Below are 16,072 nucleotides of genomic sequence, written 5' to 3' on the forward strand. Positions count from 1 at the left end.
TCCTCGCTTCTCGCCGAGTGTCGGCAGCGGGTCCAGGCTGTCATCCCGCCGCGTGACCGAGACGCTTCGATCACCCCCGGCGGGCGATGCGCGCGATCGGCGAGACGAGCGCGCCCGGTTGACGGGAATACCCCTGGAGGGTATAGGGTTGGCGTGAAGGAGTACCCCACCCGGGTATGCGAGAACGAAAGAGGAACCGTCATGAGCACGAGCGAGTACCAGGTGAGCGGGATGAGCTGCGGCCACTGCGAGGTCGCTATCCGCAGCGAGGTCGGCCAGGTTCCCGGAGTCGACTCGATCGACGTCAGCGCACAGACCGGCAGGCTCGTCGTGACGAGCGCACACCCGCTCGACGATGCGGTGATCCTCGCAGCCGTCGACGAGGCCGGATACCAGGCGGTGCCGGCCTGATGAACACCGCTGGCCGTCTCGGCCTCTACGGCGCGGGACTCGTGATGGTGTTCGGCATCGCATTCGCCGCGGCGGGCGCCATCGTCCCGGACAGTGCGGTCGCGTCCTGGATGGGACGCGCGGGCGCCGGTCATGACGGGCCGTCCCCGCAAGGCGCACAGCAGAACACTCAGAACGGGATGGACGAGGAGATCGACGTGAGTGGAGTGACCATCGCCGCATCGGGATACGCCATGGGCGTGGTCGAAGCGCCGGACGAAAGCGGAGTCGCGGGGGAGCTGTCCTTCGTGATCCGGGACGCCGCCGGCACCCCCGTCACCTCGTATGAGACCGCGCACGGCAAGCAGCTGCACCTGATCGTGGTGCGCAGCGACGGCAGCGGGTACCGCCATGTCCATCCCGAACGGGACGAACACACAGGCACGTGGTCGCTGCCGTGGACCTGGGATGCGGCGGGAACCTACCGCGTCTATGCGGACTTCACCGCGACGGGCGGGACGCCGGTGACACTTTCACGGACGGTGGACATCGCGGGCGTTTTCCAACCGCGTCCCCCGACCGGAACCGAGAGGCGCGTGGCCGTCGACGGCTTCGACGTGTCGATCACCGGCGACCTCGTCGCCGGTGCTGCGAGCGAGCTGACCGTCGAGGTCAGCCGAGACGGCGTGCCCGTCACGACGCTCGAGCCCTACCTGGGCGCCTTCGGCCACCTCGTCGCGCTGCGGGAGGGAGACCTCGCCTACCTGCACGTCCACGCGCACGGCGATGAGCCGGCTCCCGGCGACGTCGCCGGCCCCGAGGTGGTCTTCACCGCCCAGACGCCCACCGCGGGACGATACCTGCTTTACCTCGACTTCCAGGTGGAGGGGACGGTGCACACCGCAGCGTTCGTGCTGGACGCGGAAGCTCCGGCCGACGGGTCGTCGACGGGCACGGGCGAAGACGAGCACGACGAGCACTGAAGCCGTCCACAAGAAGTGCGCTTCCCGCCGTCGTACGGGCAGCGCGAGGATCGAGGAGATCACCATGACGGACACGCAGTCCGCAGCCGCACCGACCAGCGTCGAGCTGGAGATCGGCGGCATGACCTGCGCATCGTGCGCGATGCGGATCGAGAAGAAGCTCAACCGGATCGACGGCATCACCGCGACCGTGAACTACGCGACGGAGAAGGCCAAGGTGACCGCACCGGAGGGATTCGACCCGGCGCTGCTCATCGCGGAGGTGGAGAAGACCGGCTACACCGCCGTTCTCCCCATGCCAGAAGCGAAGACGCCCGCCGGCGAGGTGACCGACGCGTCGGACGCGGAGTTGACCAGCCTCAGGCACCGGCTCGTCGCCTCGATCATCCTGACCGTGCCCGTCATCGCGATGGCGATGATCCCGGCGCTGCAGTTCACCTCCTGGCAGTGGCTCTCGCTGGCTCTGGCCGGACCCGTCATCGTGTGGGCGGCATGGCCGTTCCACAAGGCGGCGTGGACGAACCTCCGGCACGGCGCTGCCACCATGGACACGCTGATCTCGATGGGAACGATCGCCGCACTGCTGTGGTCGCTGTACGCGTTGTTCTTCGGGACCGCGGGGGCACCCGGCATGACGCACCCGTTCGAACTGACCGTGGCACCCAGCGACGGTGCGGCGAACATCTATCTCGAGGTGGGCGCCGGGGTGACGATGTTCATCCTCGCCGGGCGCTACTTCGAGAAGAGGTCCAAGCGCCAGGCCGGGGCGGCACTGCGGGCGCTGCTCGAACTCGGCGCAAAAGACGTCGCCGTGATCCGCGACGGCATCGAGACGCGGATCCCCACCGCCGAACTGAAGCCGGGAGATGAGTTCGTCGCGCGCCCAGGAGAGAAGATCGCCACCGACGGCATCATCGTGTCGGGGACCTCAGCGGTGGACGCCTCGATGCTCACCGGTGAATCGGTGCCGGTGGAGGTGGGCGAGGGGGATGCCGTGACCGGCGCGACCGTCAACGCGGGCGGTCGTCTGATCATCCGTGCCACGCGCGTCGGATCCGACACGCAGCTGGCGCAGATGGCGAAGCTGGTCGAGGACGCGCAGACCGGGAAGGCCGAGGTGCAGCGGCTCGCCGACCGTGTGTCGGGGATCTTCGTGCCCATCGTCATCGCGATCGCCCTCGCCACGCTCGGAGCCTGGCTCGGAGCCGGATTCCCGGCGTCGGCCGCCTTCACCGCCGCTGTCGCCGTCCTCATCATCGCGTGCCCGTGTGCACTCGGTCTCGCGACGCCGACCGCGCTGCTGGTGGGAACGGGACGGGGCGCGCAGATGGGCATCCTGATCAAGGGTCCTGAGGTGCTCGAGTCGACCCGCAAGGTCGACACGGTGGTGCTCGACAAGACCGGGACCGTCACCAGCGGCAGGATGACACTCACCGCGGTGCACACCGCGGCGGGGGTCGACAGGCGGGAGCTGCTCCGCCTTGCGGGTGCGGTGGAGGATGCCTCGGAACACCCGATCGCGCAGGCGGTGGCGAAGGCCGCGACCCAGGAGATCGGAGCGCTCCCCGCGGCGGAGGACTTCGTCAACGTCGAAGGCAAGGGCGTCCAGGGCGTCGTCGACGGACATGCCGTGCTGGTGGGCCGTGAATCGCTGCTGGCGGAGTGGTCGCAGCATCTGCCCGCCGACCTCGCTTCGGCGAAGGCGGAGGCGGAGAGTCAGGGCAAGACGGCCATCGCCGTGGGATGGGACGGGGAAGCCCGTGGTGTGCTCGTGGTGGCCGACACCGTGAAGCCGACCAGCGCGCAGGCCATCTCGCAGCTGAAGAGTCTGGGGCTGACGCCCATCCTTCTCACCGGTGACAACAGAGCGGTGGCCGAGCAGATCGCGGCGGAGGTCGGGATCGCCGAGGTGATCGCGGAAGTGCTGCCGAAGGACAAGGTCGACGTGGTCACCCGGCTCCAGCGCGAGGGCAAGGTCGTCGCGATGGTCGGCGACGGCGTCAACGATGCAGCCGCGCTCGCCCAGGCCGACCTGGGGCTGGCCATGGGCACGGGCACCGACGTCGCGATCGAGGCGAGCGACATCACGCTCGTCCGCGGCGATCTGCGCAGCGCCGCGGACGCGATCCGCCTCTCGAGACGGACACTCGGCACGATCAAGGGCAACCTGTTCTGGGCCTTCGCCTACAACGTCGCGGCGATCCCGCTCGCGGCCCTCGGTCTGCTCAACCCCATGCTCGCCGGTGCGGCGATGGCGTTCTCCAGCGTCTTCGTCGTCGGCAACAGCCTCCGGCTGCGCTCCTTCCGGAGCCAGGCGGCGGATCCCTCTCCGGCACGGAGCGGTGCGGCGCAGGATCGCGCGGCATCGGTCTCCACGCCCGGAACCCGTTGATACCCCAGAGGAGAATGTCATGTCCGATTCCCCCGCAGCCTCCTGCTGCAGCGTGAACAGCACCACCGCCGTGTCCGCCGATGGACGCAATGACCTGCTGGCGCCCGCAGCCGGGGACATGGCGGAGTGTCCGGTGATGGTCGGCAGTCCCGTCGTCATCGCGGATGCCGAGGCCGCCGGCCTGTTCCGCGACTACGAAGGCACGCGCTACTACTTCTGCTGCGCGGGGTGCGGACCGGCGTTCGACGCCGACCCGGCGAAGTACGCCGCCGCTGCCTGAACGTTTCACCCGTGCGGGGGCGCACACCCGTGGCCCCGCACGGCATCGATCTTCCGAGGAGGAGAGGGTGATGAACACTCCGCACCACGACCACACCGCGCATGAGGCGCACGGTACCGCCCAGAGCGAGCCGGGAAGCCCCTACCGTCCGCAGGGCGCAGCTGCGCATGCGGGTCACGACTCCCATGCGGGTCACGGCGATCACGCGGGTCACGGCGGGCACGGCGATCACGTGGCCCAGTTCCGGCGACTGTTCTGGATCATGCTGGCCCTCGCCGTCCCCACCGTCGTGCTCTCCGGCATGTTCGCGATGATCCTCGGTTACACCCTGCCCGACGTGCCGGGCCTGGCCTGGGTCTCACCCGTGCTGGGAACCGTGATGTACGTGTGGGGAGGCAAGCCCTTCCTCACGGGTGCCGTCAGCGAGATCCGTTCGCGCAAGCCCGGCATGATGCTGCTCATCGGGCTCGCGATCACTGTCGCATTCCTCGCGTCGTGGGGAGCGAGCCTCGGCGTCCTGCACCACGAGCTCGACTTCTGGTGGGAGCTCGCGCTCCTCATCGTGATCATGCTGCTCGGACACTGGATCGAGATGCGATCGCTCGCGCAGACGACCTCTGCTCTCGACTCGCTCGCGGCACTCCTGCCGGACGAGGCGGAGCGTGTGGAGGACGGGCAGGTCGTCGTGGTCTCACCAGTCGACCTCCGGGTCGGCGACATCGTGATCGTGCGGCCCGGCGGAAGCGTGCCGGCCGATGGGCGGATCGTCGACGGACGTGCGTCCATGGACGAATCGATGGTGACAGGCGAATCCCGCACGGTCACTCGCGGCAGTGGCGACCAGGTCACCGCCGGCACGGTCGCCACCGATTCCGGGCTGCGGGTGGAGATCACGGCGACCGGGGACGACACCACGCTGGCCGGCATCCAAAGACTCGTGACCGAGGCGCAGAGCTCGTCCTCGCGCGCTCAGCGCCTCGCGGACACGGCAGCGGGATGGCTGTTCTGGTTCGCGCTCGGATCCGCGGCGATCACCGCGATCGTCTGGACACTCGTCGGCTTCCCCGACGCCGCCGTGATCCGCACGATCACGGTGCTGGTCATCGCCTGCCCGCACGCCCTGGGCCTGGCGATCCCGCTGGTCGTGTCGATCGCGACCGAGCGGGCGGCTCGCGGTGGCGTCCTGGTCAAGGACAGGCTCGCGCTGGAGAGCATGCGCACCGTCGATACGGTCCTGTTCGACAAGACCGGGACACTCACCAAGGGCGAACCGACCGTGTCGGAGGTCTCGGTCTCCGGCGGGCATGACGCCCACCGGGTGCTGGCGCTCGCCGCCGCCGCCGAGGCCGACAGCGAGCACCCTCTGGCGAAGGCGATCGTGCGCGCCGCGGCCGAGAAGAGACTGTCCGTGCCGGCGAGTCGCGACTTCACGTCGTCGCCGGCGGTCGGCGTGACGGCGACCGTCGACGGGACGACGGTGCGCGTCGGCGGCCCGCACCTGCTGACGGAGGAGCGGTCCGACGAGCTTCCCGTCGCCGAGCAGTGGCGCGAGGACGGTGCGATCATCCTGCACGTGGTGCAGGACGGGCAGGTGATCGGGGCGCTGAAGCTTGCCGACGAGATCCGTCCGGAGTCGCGCGAAGCCGTCGATGCGCTGCATGCCCTCGGGGTGCAGGTGGTCATGATCACCGGCGATGCGGAAGCCGTCGCGCACACGGTCGCGGCAGATCTGGGCATCGACCGGTTCTTCGCGGGCGTACGCCCCGAGGACAAGGCCGCGAAGGTGCACGAGCTGCAGCACGAAGGTCGCAAGGTCGCGATGGTCGGCGACGGCGTCAACGACGCACCCGCACTCGCGCAGGCCGACGTGGGTCTGGCCATCGGTGCCGGAACGGATGTCGCGATCGCGTCGGCGGGGGTCATCCTCGCCAGCGACGATCCGCGTTCCGTGCTCTCGGTCATCGAGCTCTCGCGCGCGGCCTACCGCAAGATGAAGCAGAACCTGTGGTGGGCCGCGGGCTACAACCTGCTGTCCGTCCCGTTGGCTGCGGGTGTGCTCGCGCCTATCGGCTTCGTGCTGCCGATGTCGGTCGGGGCGATCCTGATGTCGCTGTCGACGATCGTGGTCGCGCTCAACGCCCAGCTGCTGCGGAGGCTCGATCTGCGGCCCGAGGTGACGACCCGCGCGATCCTCGATCGCTGAGGCCGGGCGGACGCGAAGAAGGGCCCCGCTCCAGGAGCGGGGCCCTTCTTCCTCGACAGTGCTGGTTTCCTCGACAGTGCTGGCTTCCTCGACAGTGCTGGCTTCCTCGACAGTGCTGGCTTCCTCGACAGTGCTGGTCAGCTCGCGCCGCCGAGGTCGTGGATGAGCTCCTTCTCGTCCTCCGCCGAGAGGGAGGTCTGCACGACGGTGCCGTTGAACGGCGCGAGAGCGGCGGCGAACTTGTCCTCCGTGATCTTCGTCGCGTAGACGACGACGGCGGACTTGCCCTCGGAGACCGCGTTCTTCACCCGGTCCCGGAATTCGGCGTCGATACCGGTCTTGTCCAGCCCGGCGAACAGCGCGCCGAAGAGGCCGCCGAACAGCAGCCCGGCGAACGGGACGAAGAAGAGCAGACCGATCAGCATGCCGAACAGCGCGCCTCCAGCGGCACCGACGCCGATGTTCCCCGCTGCACCCGGGTACTCGACCTTGGTCTTGCCCTTCTCGTCGACCTTCACGAGCGCCAGGCCCGCGAGCTCGACGACCAGATCGTTCTGCAGCGACAGGATCTCGTCGTAGGCACCTTCCGCCTGTGGCTCGCTGTCGAACGAGATGACGATGAGTTCAGCCATGGATGCTTCCCTTCTTCGGGCTGAGTCGACCGCCCTCAGCCGATGATCTCGGGAGTCCACTCCGCGGCGGAGCCCCGCTCCGCACATGCTAGGCACGTCACTTCCGCGATCGTCCGGCTCCGCCCCTAATTCACCCGGGGGAGCTTCGATGTGGTCGAAAGTGGGGTGGCGCGGCATCGTCGCTCTTGGGATAGTGGTCGGCACACGGCCAGCGATGAGGATCGAGCGTGTCGCTGGCGGTACGTCGACAGCGATGCGAAAGGTCACGGACATGAGCACTCCCTCCAGCGCCGACCAGCCGATCTTCACGAGGCCGGGGGAGGCGACGCTCACCTCGCGCCACGTCATCCCGCCAGGGGAGTCGCTTCCCGATACGGCGAAGCAGATCGTGGAGGACGAGACGATCCTCGACGGGAACGCGCGCTTGAACCTCGCCACGTTCGTGAGCACGTGGATGGACGACGACGCGAAGCAGGTCTATGCCGCGTCTTTCGACAAGAACATGATCGACAAGGACGAGTATCCGCAGACGGCGGCGATCGAGGACAACTGCTGGCACATGCTGGCCAACCTCTGGAACGCGCCCGATGCGGAGAAGAGCATCGGTACCTCGACCATCGGGTCGTCGGAGGCGTGCATGCTGGGCGGTCTCGCCTTCAAGCGGCGCTGGCAGCAGGCTCGGCGCGCGGCGGGCAAGGATGCCTCGAGTCCGAACATCGTGATGTCCTCGGCCGTGCAGGTGTGCTGGGAGAAGTTCTGCAACTACTTCGACGTCGAGCCGCGCTACGTGCCGATCAGCGAGGAGCACAAGACTCTCGACGGTCACGACCTGGCGAAGTATGTGGACGAGAACACGATCGGCGTCGTCGCGATCATGGGGGTCACGTACACGGGCATGTACGAGCCGGTGGCCGAGATCGCCGCCGCTCTCGACGAGATCCAGAAGAACACGGGCCTCGACATCCCCATCCACGTGGACGGGGCATCGGGGGCGATGATCGCGCCGTTCCTGCAGCCGGACCTGGTGTGGGACTTCCGCCTCGAGCGGGTGCATTCGATCAGCACGTCAGGGCACAAGTACGGGCTCGTGTATCCGGGGCTCGGCTGGGTGGTGTGGCGGGAGGCGCAGTGGCTCCCGGAGGACCTGGTGTTCAAGGTGAGCTACCTGGGCGGGGAGATGCCGACGTTCGCGCTGAACTTCTCGCGGCCGGGGGCTCAGGTGGTGCTGCAGTACTACCTGTTCCTCCGTCTCGGTTTCGAGGGGTACCGCGCTGTGCAGCAGGCCTCTCAGGACGTCGCGAAGTACCTCTCCGCGGGGATCGCCGAGCTCGACGCGTTCGAACTGTGGAACGACGGCAGCGACATCCCTGTGTTCGCGTGGCGTCTGAAGGACGGACACACGAAGAACTGGACGCTCTACCATCTGCAGGATCGGCTACGGATGAAGGGCTGGCTCGTGCCGGCGTATCCGATGCCCGCCGACCTGGAGCGGATAACGGTGCAGCGCATCGTGGTGCGCAACGGGCTGAGCATGGACCTCGCAGAGGAGCTTCTGCAGGCGATCGCGACCGAAGTCGCCTACCTCGACGCACTCGAGTCGCCGATGCCGACCGAGAAGTCCCAGTCGGCCTTCCACCACTGAGCCCGCGATGTCCACTTCGAACACGGGTGCCACCCCAGAATCGACTCCGGCAGCGAGGCCGACTCGCCCGACTGCTGCGCGCACGTCGGCAGCCACGCAGGTGTCGCGGCCGGCCGTCGCCATCCTCGGCGTCGGCCAGCTCGCCCTGCTCACCCTGGTCGTCGTCGCCAGTCTGCGCTCGCTTCCGGCGATGGCGACGTACGGCCTCGGCAGCATCATGCTGTATCTGATCCCCGCGATCGTGTTCCTGGTGCCGACGGCCCTGGTCGCCGCAGAGCTCGCCACCGGATGGAAGGGCGGCATCTACGTCTGGGTGCGGGAGGCGCTCGGGAACAGGTGGGGATTCACCGCGGTGTGGCTGCAGTGGATCCAGAACGTGGTGTGGTTCCCCACACAGCTCGCATTCATCGCGGGTGCCCTCGCGTTCGTGTTCATGGATCCGTCGTTGTCGAGTTCGGGCTTCTTCACGGCGGTCGTGATCATCGTGTTCTACTGGGGTTCGACTTTCGTCACCCTCCGCGGCGGCAACCTCTTCGCCAAGCTCGGCTCCTGGGGCGGCATCCTCGGCACGCTCCTGCCGGCCGCGCTGCTCATCGTGTTCGGTGCGATCTGGGTGTTCAGCGGCGAGAAGAGCCAGGTCCCGCTCGAAGCATCGGCGATCATCCCTCCCTTCACCGGCCTGGCGTCCATCGTCCTGATCGTGTCGAATGTGCTGGCGTACGCCGGGATGGAGGTCAACGCGGTCCACGTGAACCAGATGAAGGACCCGGGCAAGGGGTATCCCCGCTCGGTGTTCCTCGCCGCCGGTCTGATCCTGCTCGTGTTCATCCTTCCGACGTTGGCGATCTCGGTCGCCGTCCCGTCGAAGGAACTGGGGCTCACGAACGGCATCATGCTCGCCTTCGGCGTGTACTTCGATCACTGGGGGATGGGATGGGCGACGGCAGCCGTCTCGGCGCTGATCGCCGCCGGCGCGCTCGCCTCCGTGATCACCTGGGTCGCTGGGCCTTCGAAGGGCGTGCTAGCCGCCGCCGAGACGGGCCTGCTTCCACCGATGCTGCAGAAGCGCAACAAGGCGGGGGTCCAGTCCGGGATCCTGATGCTCCAGGGCACGATCGTGACGATCCTCGCTGCGATCTTCATCGTGGTCCCGAACGTGAGTGCCGCGTTCGTCGCACTGATCGACATGGCGGCCGCGCTGTACCTGATCATGTACATGCTCATGTTCGCGTCGGCGATCGTGCTGCGTCGCAAGGAGCCGACGGTGCACCGCGCGTACCGCGTCGCTGCGCTGCCGCTGGTCGCCGGCATCGGCTTCGTCGCGTGTCTCGCGGCTTTCCTGCTCGCCTTCATCCCGCCCGAGGGATTCACCGCCTTCCCTCCCGCGGCCTATCCGTGGGTCGTCGGCGCTGTCATCGTGGTGCTGGGCGCACCACCCCTCAGGTTCTACGCGATCCGTCGCCCGTCCTGGGACCGTCGACCGCCGGATGGAAGCCTGTTGAGCGACGCCCATCCGGAGGCCACGGTCTCACCGGAAGGTCGGTGAGGGTCACTCGACCCGATGCGCCGCTCGGGCCAGCGCATTGCGCCGCGCCAGGATGATCCCGCCGAGGAGGGCTGCGACGAACGACCCGACCAGCACGCCGATCTTCACGTGCTCGTCCGCGACCGAGCTCGACCCGTAGGCGAGCTCGCCGACCAGCAGCGACACGGTGAAGCCGATTCCCGCGAGGAACGCCATGCCGGTCAGGTCCGGCCAGCGGAGCGTCTCGTCGAGGCGCAGAGCGGGGACCCGGCTCAGCAGGAAGGTCGTGACGAGGATGCCGACCGGCTTGCCCGCGACCAGTCCCACGACGATGCCGATCGTGATCGGGTCGGTGAACGCCGATGCGAGTCCGTCCCATCCGCCGACCGTGACGCCGGCGGCGAAGAACGCGAACACGGGCACCGCGAACAGCGTGGCCACGATGCCCCACCGGTCGGCGAGGTGTGCGGCCATGCCGTCGTACACCGGACGGGCGTCCGCGTCGGTGCCCGTGCGCACCCGGGCGCGCTCCGTCGCGGTGACGGGCACGACGAAGCCGAGCAGCACGCCGGCGACCGTCGCGTGGACGCCGGACGCGTGGATGCACACCCACACCGCGATGGCGAGGGGCAGGAGGAGCCACCATGCGCGCACGCCCTTCGCCACCAGGGCGGCGAATCCTGCCAGGGGCAGCAGCGCGAGGATCAGCCACGGGAAGCTGATGCTCTCGGTGTAGAAGGTCGCGATGATGGTGATCGCGATGAGGTCGTCGATGATGGCGAGGGTCAGCAGGAACACACGCAGCGCGGGCGGCAGGAACTTGCCGACGACAGCGATCACGGCCACCGCGAACGCGATGTCGGTCGCGGTGGGGATCGCCCAGCCACGCAGCGCATCCGCACCGCTCGCGGCGTTGATCAGCACGAAGATCAGCGCGGGCACCACCACTCCACCCACGGCCGCGGCGATGGGGAGGGCAGCGCGGCGAGGATCGCGCAGGCGTCCCGCGACGAACTCCTCCTTCAGCTCCAATCCGACGACGAAGAAGAAGATCGCCAGGAGTCCGTCCGACGCCCACGCGCCGATGCTGAGCTCGAGATGCAGCTCGGGGATGCCGAAGGTGAAGTCGCGCACGGACTCGTACCAGGGCGCGGCGGGACTGTTGGCGAGGATCAACGCGGCGAACGTGGCCGCGAGCAGAAGCGACCCACCGAGCACGTCGCTGCGTGCGTTGGAACGGATGCCTTGCCACAGGGCGTGCGGGGCGAGGGAGATGCGGGCAGGGGAAGGATTCGGGGACACGGAAAGACCTCACGTGAGAGAAGGGGTGAATGGCGCAGAAGACCACCGCCCCGTTCGAGGCGTGGTCTAGTTCCGTGGCGGCGGGCAGCCGGCGATCTCGCCGTGCGAGAGAGTGCCCCAGACGCTGGTCCACCCGTTCGTGCCCGGGTGCATGATGATCCGCATCCACGCCCTCATGGGCGTCGCCGAACGCAGACGGTGCGGGGCACGCGTCGAACCGGCGATCGAGAGGAGGGGCACGGCAACAGCCTATCCGGAAGGCCTGGGAACCTGCGGGGCCTGCGCACCTTCGGCCGCCGCGGACGTTCGGCAGCCGCTGATCTCGGGCGGTTTCGCAGCTGAGCGCGAACCGCCAGTCGAGGCGAAACGAGAGAAGGCCGCTCCGAAGAGCGGCCTTCTGCTGATGTGTGCCCCCGACAGGAGTCGAACCTGCGACCTACGGTACCGGAAACCGGCGCTCTATCCACTGAGCTACGGAGGCGTACCGATCGACAATATCACTCGTCGGGGGTGGTCTCCGACCCACCGGCCTCCGTCATGGGCGCGGCGCGCAGCTCGTCGAGGGCGGCGGCCAGCTTCTCGGCCAGGTATCGGTGTCCATCCGTGGACGGATGCTTGCGGCCGACCTCCACGTCGATCACGTCGAGATAGTTCTGCGCGGTGATCCAGGCCTGGGCGATCGGGGAGATGTACCACCAGCCGCGCGCTGCGGCGAGCTCCGCGAGGTCGGTGTCGATGCGGGCCGTGGTCGCACCGACGGGAAGCTCGTGCGGGGCCGGGCCGAGCACCACGATCGTGGCCTTCGGGTAGAGGGCGGCCATCGCGTCCCACGCGGCGTTCACGGCCTCGCGGTATCCGGCGGCACCCTGGGCACGGTCGTTGATCGAGCCCTGCATGATCACGAGGTCGGGCGACAGCGACGGGTCGAGTGCGGCGATGCGCTCTCCGAACGTCGGTCCGTCGATACCGGGCTTGAGGTATCCGCTCCCGCGGACGCCGTCCACGATGGTCCGGCCGCCGAGGAGATCGGCGAGGAGATAGGCGTAGCCCTGCGTGGGGAGGGTGGCCGCCGAGCCGTACGTCCAGGAGTCGCCGAACACCAGGACAGTGGGGTTCTCCGGGAGGACGAGCGGTGCCGGCGCGATGACCGCCGATGCGTCCGATTCGCCCGCTGCGGCCGCGCTGATCGGGGCGGCGAGAGGGGCGGGAACCCACGGGCGCCAGACGCCGATAGCCACGGCTGCGACCGCCACGATCAGGCCGGCGGTGATCGCGGCGACACCCCGGCGGCGGCGGGCGGCGGCTGGCTTCATGTGATGAGAGTAGATCACGGGAGAGCGAACGCGAATTCCTCCCGGTCCGTGCCGTCGGCCGGCGTCGTCCTGCCCCGTAAACTGAGGGGGCTATGAACCCCGAAACCCTCGCCGCAGCCCTCCTCGCCGTCCTCGCACCCATCGCGGAGGAACGACGCCCCGGCGAGCCCCTGAAGCTCTCCGCATCAGACATCGTGCTCGAGCGCCCCCGCAACCGCGACCACGGCGACTGGTCGTCGAACATCGCCATGCGCCTGGCCAAGCCGCTCGGCACGAACCCGCGTGAGCTGGCTCAGCAGATCGCCGACGGTCTCGCCGGCGTCGACGGCATCGCGAGCGCCGAGGTCGCGGGCCCCGGATTCATCAACATCCGCCTCGACGCTGCAGCCGCCGGTGCGCTGGCGAAGGTCATCGTCGACGCAGGGGACGCGTACGGGTCGAACGACTCGCAGGTGGGCCAGAGCATCAACATCGAGTTCGTGAGCGCGAACCCGACCGGACCCCTCCACATCGGACACACGCGCTGGGCCGCTCTCGGCGATGCGATCGCCCGGGTGCTCGCCGCGTCGGGTGCCACCGTCGCCAGGGAGTACTACATCAACGACGCGGGTGCGCAGATGGACCGCTTCGCGAGTTCCGTCCTCGCCGCGGCGAAGGGAGAGCCGACCCCGGAGGGCGGCTACGCGGGAAGCTACATCGGCGACCTCGCGGCGCGCGTGCTCGCTGCGCGTCCCGACCTGCTCGAACTGCCGGCCGACGAACAGGTCGACGTCGCCCGCGAGCTCGCCTACGCGTACCAGCTCGAAGAGCAGAAGCAGTCGCTGTCGAAGTTCAACGTCGACTTCGACGTCTGGTTCTCCGAGCGCACCCTGCACGCCAAGAACGATCAGGGTGTGAGTCTGGTCGACCAGGCCGTCGATCGCCTGCGCGAGCAGGGGCATGTCTTCGACCAGGAGGGCGCCGTCTGGGTGCGCACCACCGACTTCGGTGACGACAAGGACCGCGTGATCCGTCGCTCGAACGGCGAGTACACGTACTTCGCCGCCGATGCGGCCTACTACCTGAACAAGGGCGACCGCGGCTTCCAGGACAAGATCTACCTGCTCGGCGCCGACCACCACGGCTACGTGCACCGCCTCAAGGCGATCGCCGGCGCGGCGGGGGAGGACCCCGAGAAGAACGTCGAGGTGCTCATCGGGCAGCTCGTCTCGATCGGCGGTGCCCGTCTCAGCAAGCGCGCGGGCAACATCATCGAGATGGACGATCTGCGCGAGTGGCTCGGCACCGACGCGCTGCGCTACTCGCTGGAGCGCTCTCCTGCGGACTCGCCGCTCGCCCTCGATCCCGAGCTTCTCCAGAAGCGCACGAACGACAACCCCGTGTTCTACGTGCAGTACGCGCATGCCCGCACGCATAACGTGGCACGCAACGCGGTCGCGTCCGGCGTCGACCGCTCCGAGTTCGCGCCCGAGACTCTCACCCACGAGACCGAGAGCGCGCTGCTCGGAGCGCTGCAGGAGTTCCCGCGGATCGTGGCATTCGCCGCCGAGGTGCGCGAGCCGCATCGGGTCGCCCGCTACCTCGAGGAACTCGCCGGTCTGTACCACCGCTGGTACGACAACTGCCGCGTCATCCCGCTGAGCGACGACCCCATCGAGAGCGTGCATCGCACCCGTCTGTGGCTCAACGACGCCACAGGTCAGGTTCTGCGCAACGGACTCGACCTGCTCGGGGTCTCGGCGCCGGAGCGCATGTAGTGCAGGCAGGCGTGCGTCGCCGTGGGGCAGGATGGCAGGCATGAGCGACGACAACCACACCCGGCCCTACCCGGACGCGGCGACGGAGCACCCGACCCTCGTGATCCCGGGTTCGGCATCCGACGAGGGTGCAGACTCTCCGCAGCAGAAGCGGCGGCGGTGGCCGTGGGTGCTTCTCGTCGCGGTCGTCGTGCTCGCGCTCCTGGCCGTCGCGGCGGAGCTCATCGCACGCGCCGTGCTGCCTGGCGTCGTACGGTCGATCGTCGTCGAGAAGCTCGACCTCCCTGCCGACCAGCAGCTCGACGTCGAGACGCAGGGACTCCTGCTGCCCCAGCTGATCGGTGGCACCCTCGACACCCTGCATCTCTCGACCGATTCCGTGACGCTGGACGGGATCACGGGCGCCGCGGATGTCACGGCGACCGGTGTTCCGCTGCGCGGGGGCGACCTCGGCGGCGCTTCCGGCACGGTCCGCGTGGACCAGGAGCAGTTCACGACGCTCCTGGCCGGCACCGATCTGCCGGTCGACTCGGTGGAGTTCACGGCGCCGAATGCCACGGTGAGCGGTTCGATCAGCGTGCTCGGAGCCGCGGTGCCGCTCTCCCTCACCCTCACACCCGGCACCATCGACGGTGACCTCGAGCTCACGCCGGTCGGCGTCAGCATCGGCGGACTCGACGTCGACCTCGACCGGGTCGGTTCCACCCTCGGCGCCCTCGGGGAGGGACTCACGCAGCCCCAACGGGTGTGCATCGCCGATCAGCTGCCCTCAGGACTCACGCTCACAGGGATCGAGATCGTCGACGACGCGGCCGTTATCGACGTCGACGTGAACGGCGCGATCGTCACCGACAAGGCTCTTCAGAGCAAGGGCAGCTGCCCGAGCTGACGGCAGCGGTCTCGGTTCACGGGGAGTCGCTGGCGCTGAGCATCGCTTCGATGCGGCGGGCGAGCCAGGCGGGTCGTTGCAGCGGAATGCCGTGCCCGCAGCCATCGACGGCCTCGAGGGTGCTGTGCGGCAGTGAATCGTGCAGGAGCGCTGCCGAGCGCTTCATGAGCGACGTCTCCCCGGCGCCGACCAGGATCGACGCGGCTCCGGTGTAGGTCCGCCAGCTGGCAGGAGGCGTGAAGCGGAGATTCTCCTCGACGGAGCGCAGGAGCGTCTCGCGCGAGATCGCGGCGGATGTGCGCACATAGTCGGCCAGGAGCTTGTCAGGGATGAACAGCTGCCGTGCCTGCAGCCGGGCGAACCACTCCTTCGACGCGAGACCGGCGGTCGCTCCGAGAAGCGCGAGAGTGGGGCGGGTCATCCGCATCGGCATGGCCTGGGCGCTGATGACGACGACGTTCCGCACCAGTTCGGGAAAGTCTGCGGCGAGCTGCACGGTGAGCTGTGCGCCGAGGGAGAATCCGACGACGGTCGCCGGTCGGCCGACCTTCTGCAGCACGCCGGCGAGCGCGGCGACCGTGACCGCGTGGGAGTCGTAGGTCGCATCCGTGCTGCGTCCGTGGCCGGGGAGGTCGGGGACGATCGCCCGCACGCCGCTGTCGATGTGGGTGCGGACGGGCTCCCACATCCACCCGGCCACTCCGCCGCCGTGCAGGAGGAGCAGCGGCCGGCCGGCCGGATCGCCGAAGGTCGCGACATGCATG

General features: G+C 68.7%; 14 protein-coding genes and 1 tRNA gene. 9 read left to right on the forward strand and 6 right to left on the reverse strand.

Annotated elements, in window-relative coordinates:
- The first annotated feature begins 201 nt into the window (after positions 1-201).
- The 5 genes from HDC31_RS07050 to HDC31_RS07070 all read left to right on the forward strand — a co-directional run bounded on the left by HDC31_RS07050 (position 202) and on the right by HDC31_RS07070 (position 6,248).
- Complete coding sequence (locus tag HDC31_RS07050; protein WP_046746404.1) at positions 202-411, forward strand: heavy-metal-associated domain-containing protein; 210 nt, start codon at positions 202-204, stop codon at positions 409-411.
- A complete protein-coding gene (locus tag HDC31_RS07055; RefSeq protein ID WP_113681335.1) occupies positions 411-1,373 on the forward strand; it encodes a heavy-metal-associated domain-containing protein in 963 nt (320 codons plus the stop codon). Before HDC31_RS07050 ends, HDC31_RS07055 begins: the two co-directional genes overlap by 1 nt.
- A gap of 64 nt (positions 1,374-1,437) precedes the next feature.
- Positions 1,438-3,765, forward strand: coding sequence for a cation-translocating P-type ATPase (locus HDC31_RS07060; protein ID WP_058631311.1), 2,328 nt, complete (start codon positions 1,438-1,440; stop codon positions 3,763-3,765).
- 19 nt (positions 3,766-3,784) lie between these two features.
- Positions 3,785-4,045, forward strand: a complete 261-nt coding sequence (locus tag HDC31_RS07065) for a YHS domain-containing protein (protein WP_058631310.1) — start codon at positions 3,785-3,787, stop codon at positions 4,043-4,045.
- A 70-nt stretch (positions 4,046-4,115) separates the two neighbouring features.
- Entirely contained in the window at positions 4,116-6,248 is a 2,133-nt protein-coding gene (locus tag HDC31_RS07070) for a heavy metal translocating P-type ATPase (RefSeq protein ID WP_179515938.1), read from the forward strand.
- A 137-nt stretch (positions 6,249-6,385) separates the two neighbouring features.
- On the opposite strand, the gene HDC31_RS07075 is transcribed toward HDC31_RS07070, so the two are convergent.
- The gene (locus HDC31_RS07075) at positions 6,386-6,880 is read right to left on the reverse strand and encodes a DUF1269 domain-containing protein (protein ID WP_113681336.1); all 495 of its coding nucleotides are present in this window, start codon (positions 6,878-6,880) and stop codon (positions 6,386-6,388) included.
- A 271-nt stretch (positions 6,881-7,151) separates the two neighbouring features.
- Between HDC31_RS07075 and HDC31_RS07080 the strand changes: the two genes are divergently transcribed.
- On the forward strand, positions 7,152-8,522 hold the full coding sequence (locus HDC31_RS07080) for a glutamate decarboxylase (protein ID WP_257021977.1): 1,371 nt from the start codon (positions 7,152-7,154) through the stop codon (positions 8,520-8,522).
- A gap of 7 nt (positions 8,523-8,529) precedes the next feature.
- Entirely contained in the window at positions 8,530-10,068 is a 1,539-nt protein-coding gene (locus HDC31_RS07085) for an amino acid permease (protein ID WP_113681338.1), read from the forward strand.
- Between the two features lie 3 nt (positions 10,069-10,071).
- Here the strand turns inward: HDC31_RS07085 and nhaA are convergent, their stop codons facing one another.
- The 4 genes from nhaA to HDC31_RS07105 all read right to left on the reverse strand — a co-directional run bounded on the left by nhaA (position 10,072) and on the right by HDC31_RS07105 (position 12,662).
- Complete coding sequence (nhaA, locus tag HDC31_RS07090) at positions 10,072-11,349, reverse strand: Na+/H+ antiporter NhaA (RefSeq protein ID WP_179515939.1); 1,278 nt, start codon at positions 11,347-11,349, stop codon at positions 10,072-10,074.
- A 66-nt stretch (positions 11,350-11,415) separates the two neighbouring features.
- Positions 11,416-11,589, reverse strand: coding sequence for a hypothetical protein (locus tag HDC31_RS07095; RefSeq protein WP_179515940.1), 174 nt, complete (start codon positions 11,587-11,589; stop codon positions 11,416-11,418).
- A gap of 168 nt (positions 11,590-11,757) precedes the next feature.
- Positions 11,758-11,830 (reverse strand) — tRNA-Arg (locus tag HDC31_RS07100).
- Between the two features lie 16 nt (positions 11,831-11,846).
- Positions 11,847-12,662, reverse strand: coding sequence for an SGNH/GDSL hydrolase family protein (locus tag HDC31_RS07105; protein WP_179515941.1), 816 nt, complete (start codon positions 12,660-12,662; stop codon positions 11,847-11,849).
- A gap of 92 nt (positions 12,663-12,754) precedes the next feature.
- Here HDC31_RS07105 and argS point away from each other — a divergent pair, with 92 nt between their 5' ends.
- A complete protein-coding gene (argS, locus tag HDC31_RS07110) occupies positions 12,755-14,419 on the forward strand; it encodes an arginine--tRNA ligase (protein WP_113681999.1) in 1,665 nt (554 codons plus the stop codon).
- A 40-nt stretch (positions 14,420-14,459) separates the two neighbouring features.
- A complete protein-coding gene (locus HDC31_RS07115; RefSeq protein WP_113681998.1) occupies positions 14,460-15,308 on the forward strand; it encodes a DUF2993 domain-containing protein in 849 nt (282 codons plus the stop codon).
- A 16-nt stretch (positions 15,309-15,324) separates the two neighbouring features.
- Here the strand turns inward: HDC31_RS07115 and HDC31_RS07120 are convergent, their stop codons facing one another.
- Complete coding sequence (locus HDC31_RS07120; RefSeq protein ID WP_113681997.1) at positions 15,325-16,071, reverse strand: alpha/beta fold hydrolase; 747 nt, start codon at positions 16,069-16,071, stop codon at positions 15,325-15,327.
- Between the last annotated feature and the right edge of the window lies 1 nt (position 16,072).

Source organism: Microbacterium sp. JAI119, assembly GCF_013410135.1.
GTDB classification, from domain to species: domain Bacteria; phylum Actinomycetota; class Actinomycetes; order Actinomycetales; family Microbacteriaceae; genus Microbacterium; species Microbacterium oxydans.

What these genes read in the sequence shown, in the direction of transcription:
- HDC31_RS07050 (WP_046746404.1), top strand. Translation starts at nt 202, where the DNA reads ATGAGCACGAGCGAGTACCAGGTGAGCGGGATGAGCTGCGGCCACTGC.
- HDC31_RS07055 (WP_113681335.1), top strand. Translation starts at nt 411, where the DNA reads ATGAACACCGCTGGCCGTCTCGGCCTCTACGGCGCGGGACTCGTGATG.
- HDC31_RS07060 (WP_058631311.1), top strand. Translation starts at nt 1,438, where the DNA reads ATGACGGACACGCAGTCCGCAGCCGCACCGACCAGCGTCGAGCTGGAG.
- HDC31_RS07065 (WP_058631310.1), top strand. Translation starts at nt 3,785, where the DNA reads ATGTCCGATTCCCCCGCAGCCTCCTGCTGCAGCGTGAACAGCACCACC.
- HDC31_RS07070 (WP_179515938.1), top strand. Translation starts at nt 4,116, where the DNA reads ATGAACACTCCGCACCACGACCACACCGCGCATGAGGCGCACGGTACC.
- HDC31_RS07075 (WP_113681336.1), bottom strand. Translation starts at nt 6,880, where the DNA reads ATGGCTGAACTCATCGTCATCTCGTTCGACAGCGAGCCACAGGCGGAA.
- HDC31_RS07080 (WP_257021977.1), top strand. Translation starts at nt 7,152, where the DNA reads ATGAGCACTCCCTCCAGCGCCGACCAGCCGATCTTCACGAGGCCGGGG.
- HDC31_RS07085 (WP_113681338.1), top strand. Translation starts at nt 8,530, where the DNA reads ATGTCCACTTCGAACACGGGTGCCACCCCAGAATCGACTCCGGCAGCG.
- HDC31_RS07105 (WP_179515941.1), bottom strand. Translation starts at nt 12,662, where the DNA reads ATGAAGCCAGCCGCCGCCCGCCGCCGCCGGGGTGTCGCCGCGATCACC.
- argS (WP_113681999.1), top strand. Translation starts at nt 12,755, where the DNA reads ATGAACCCCGAAACCCTCGCCGCAGCCCTCCTCGCCGTCCTCGCACCC.
- HDC31_RS07115 (WP_113681998.1), top strand. Translation starts at nt 14,460, where the DNA reads ATGAGCGACGACAACCACACCCGGCCCTACCCGGACGCGGCGACGGAG.
- HDC31_RS07120 (WP_113681997.1), bottom strand. Translation starts at nt 16,071, where the DNA reads ATGCATGTCGCGACCTTCGGCGATCCGGCCGGCCGGCCGCTGCTCCTC.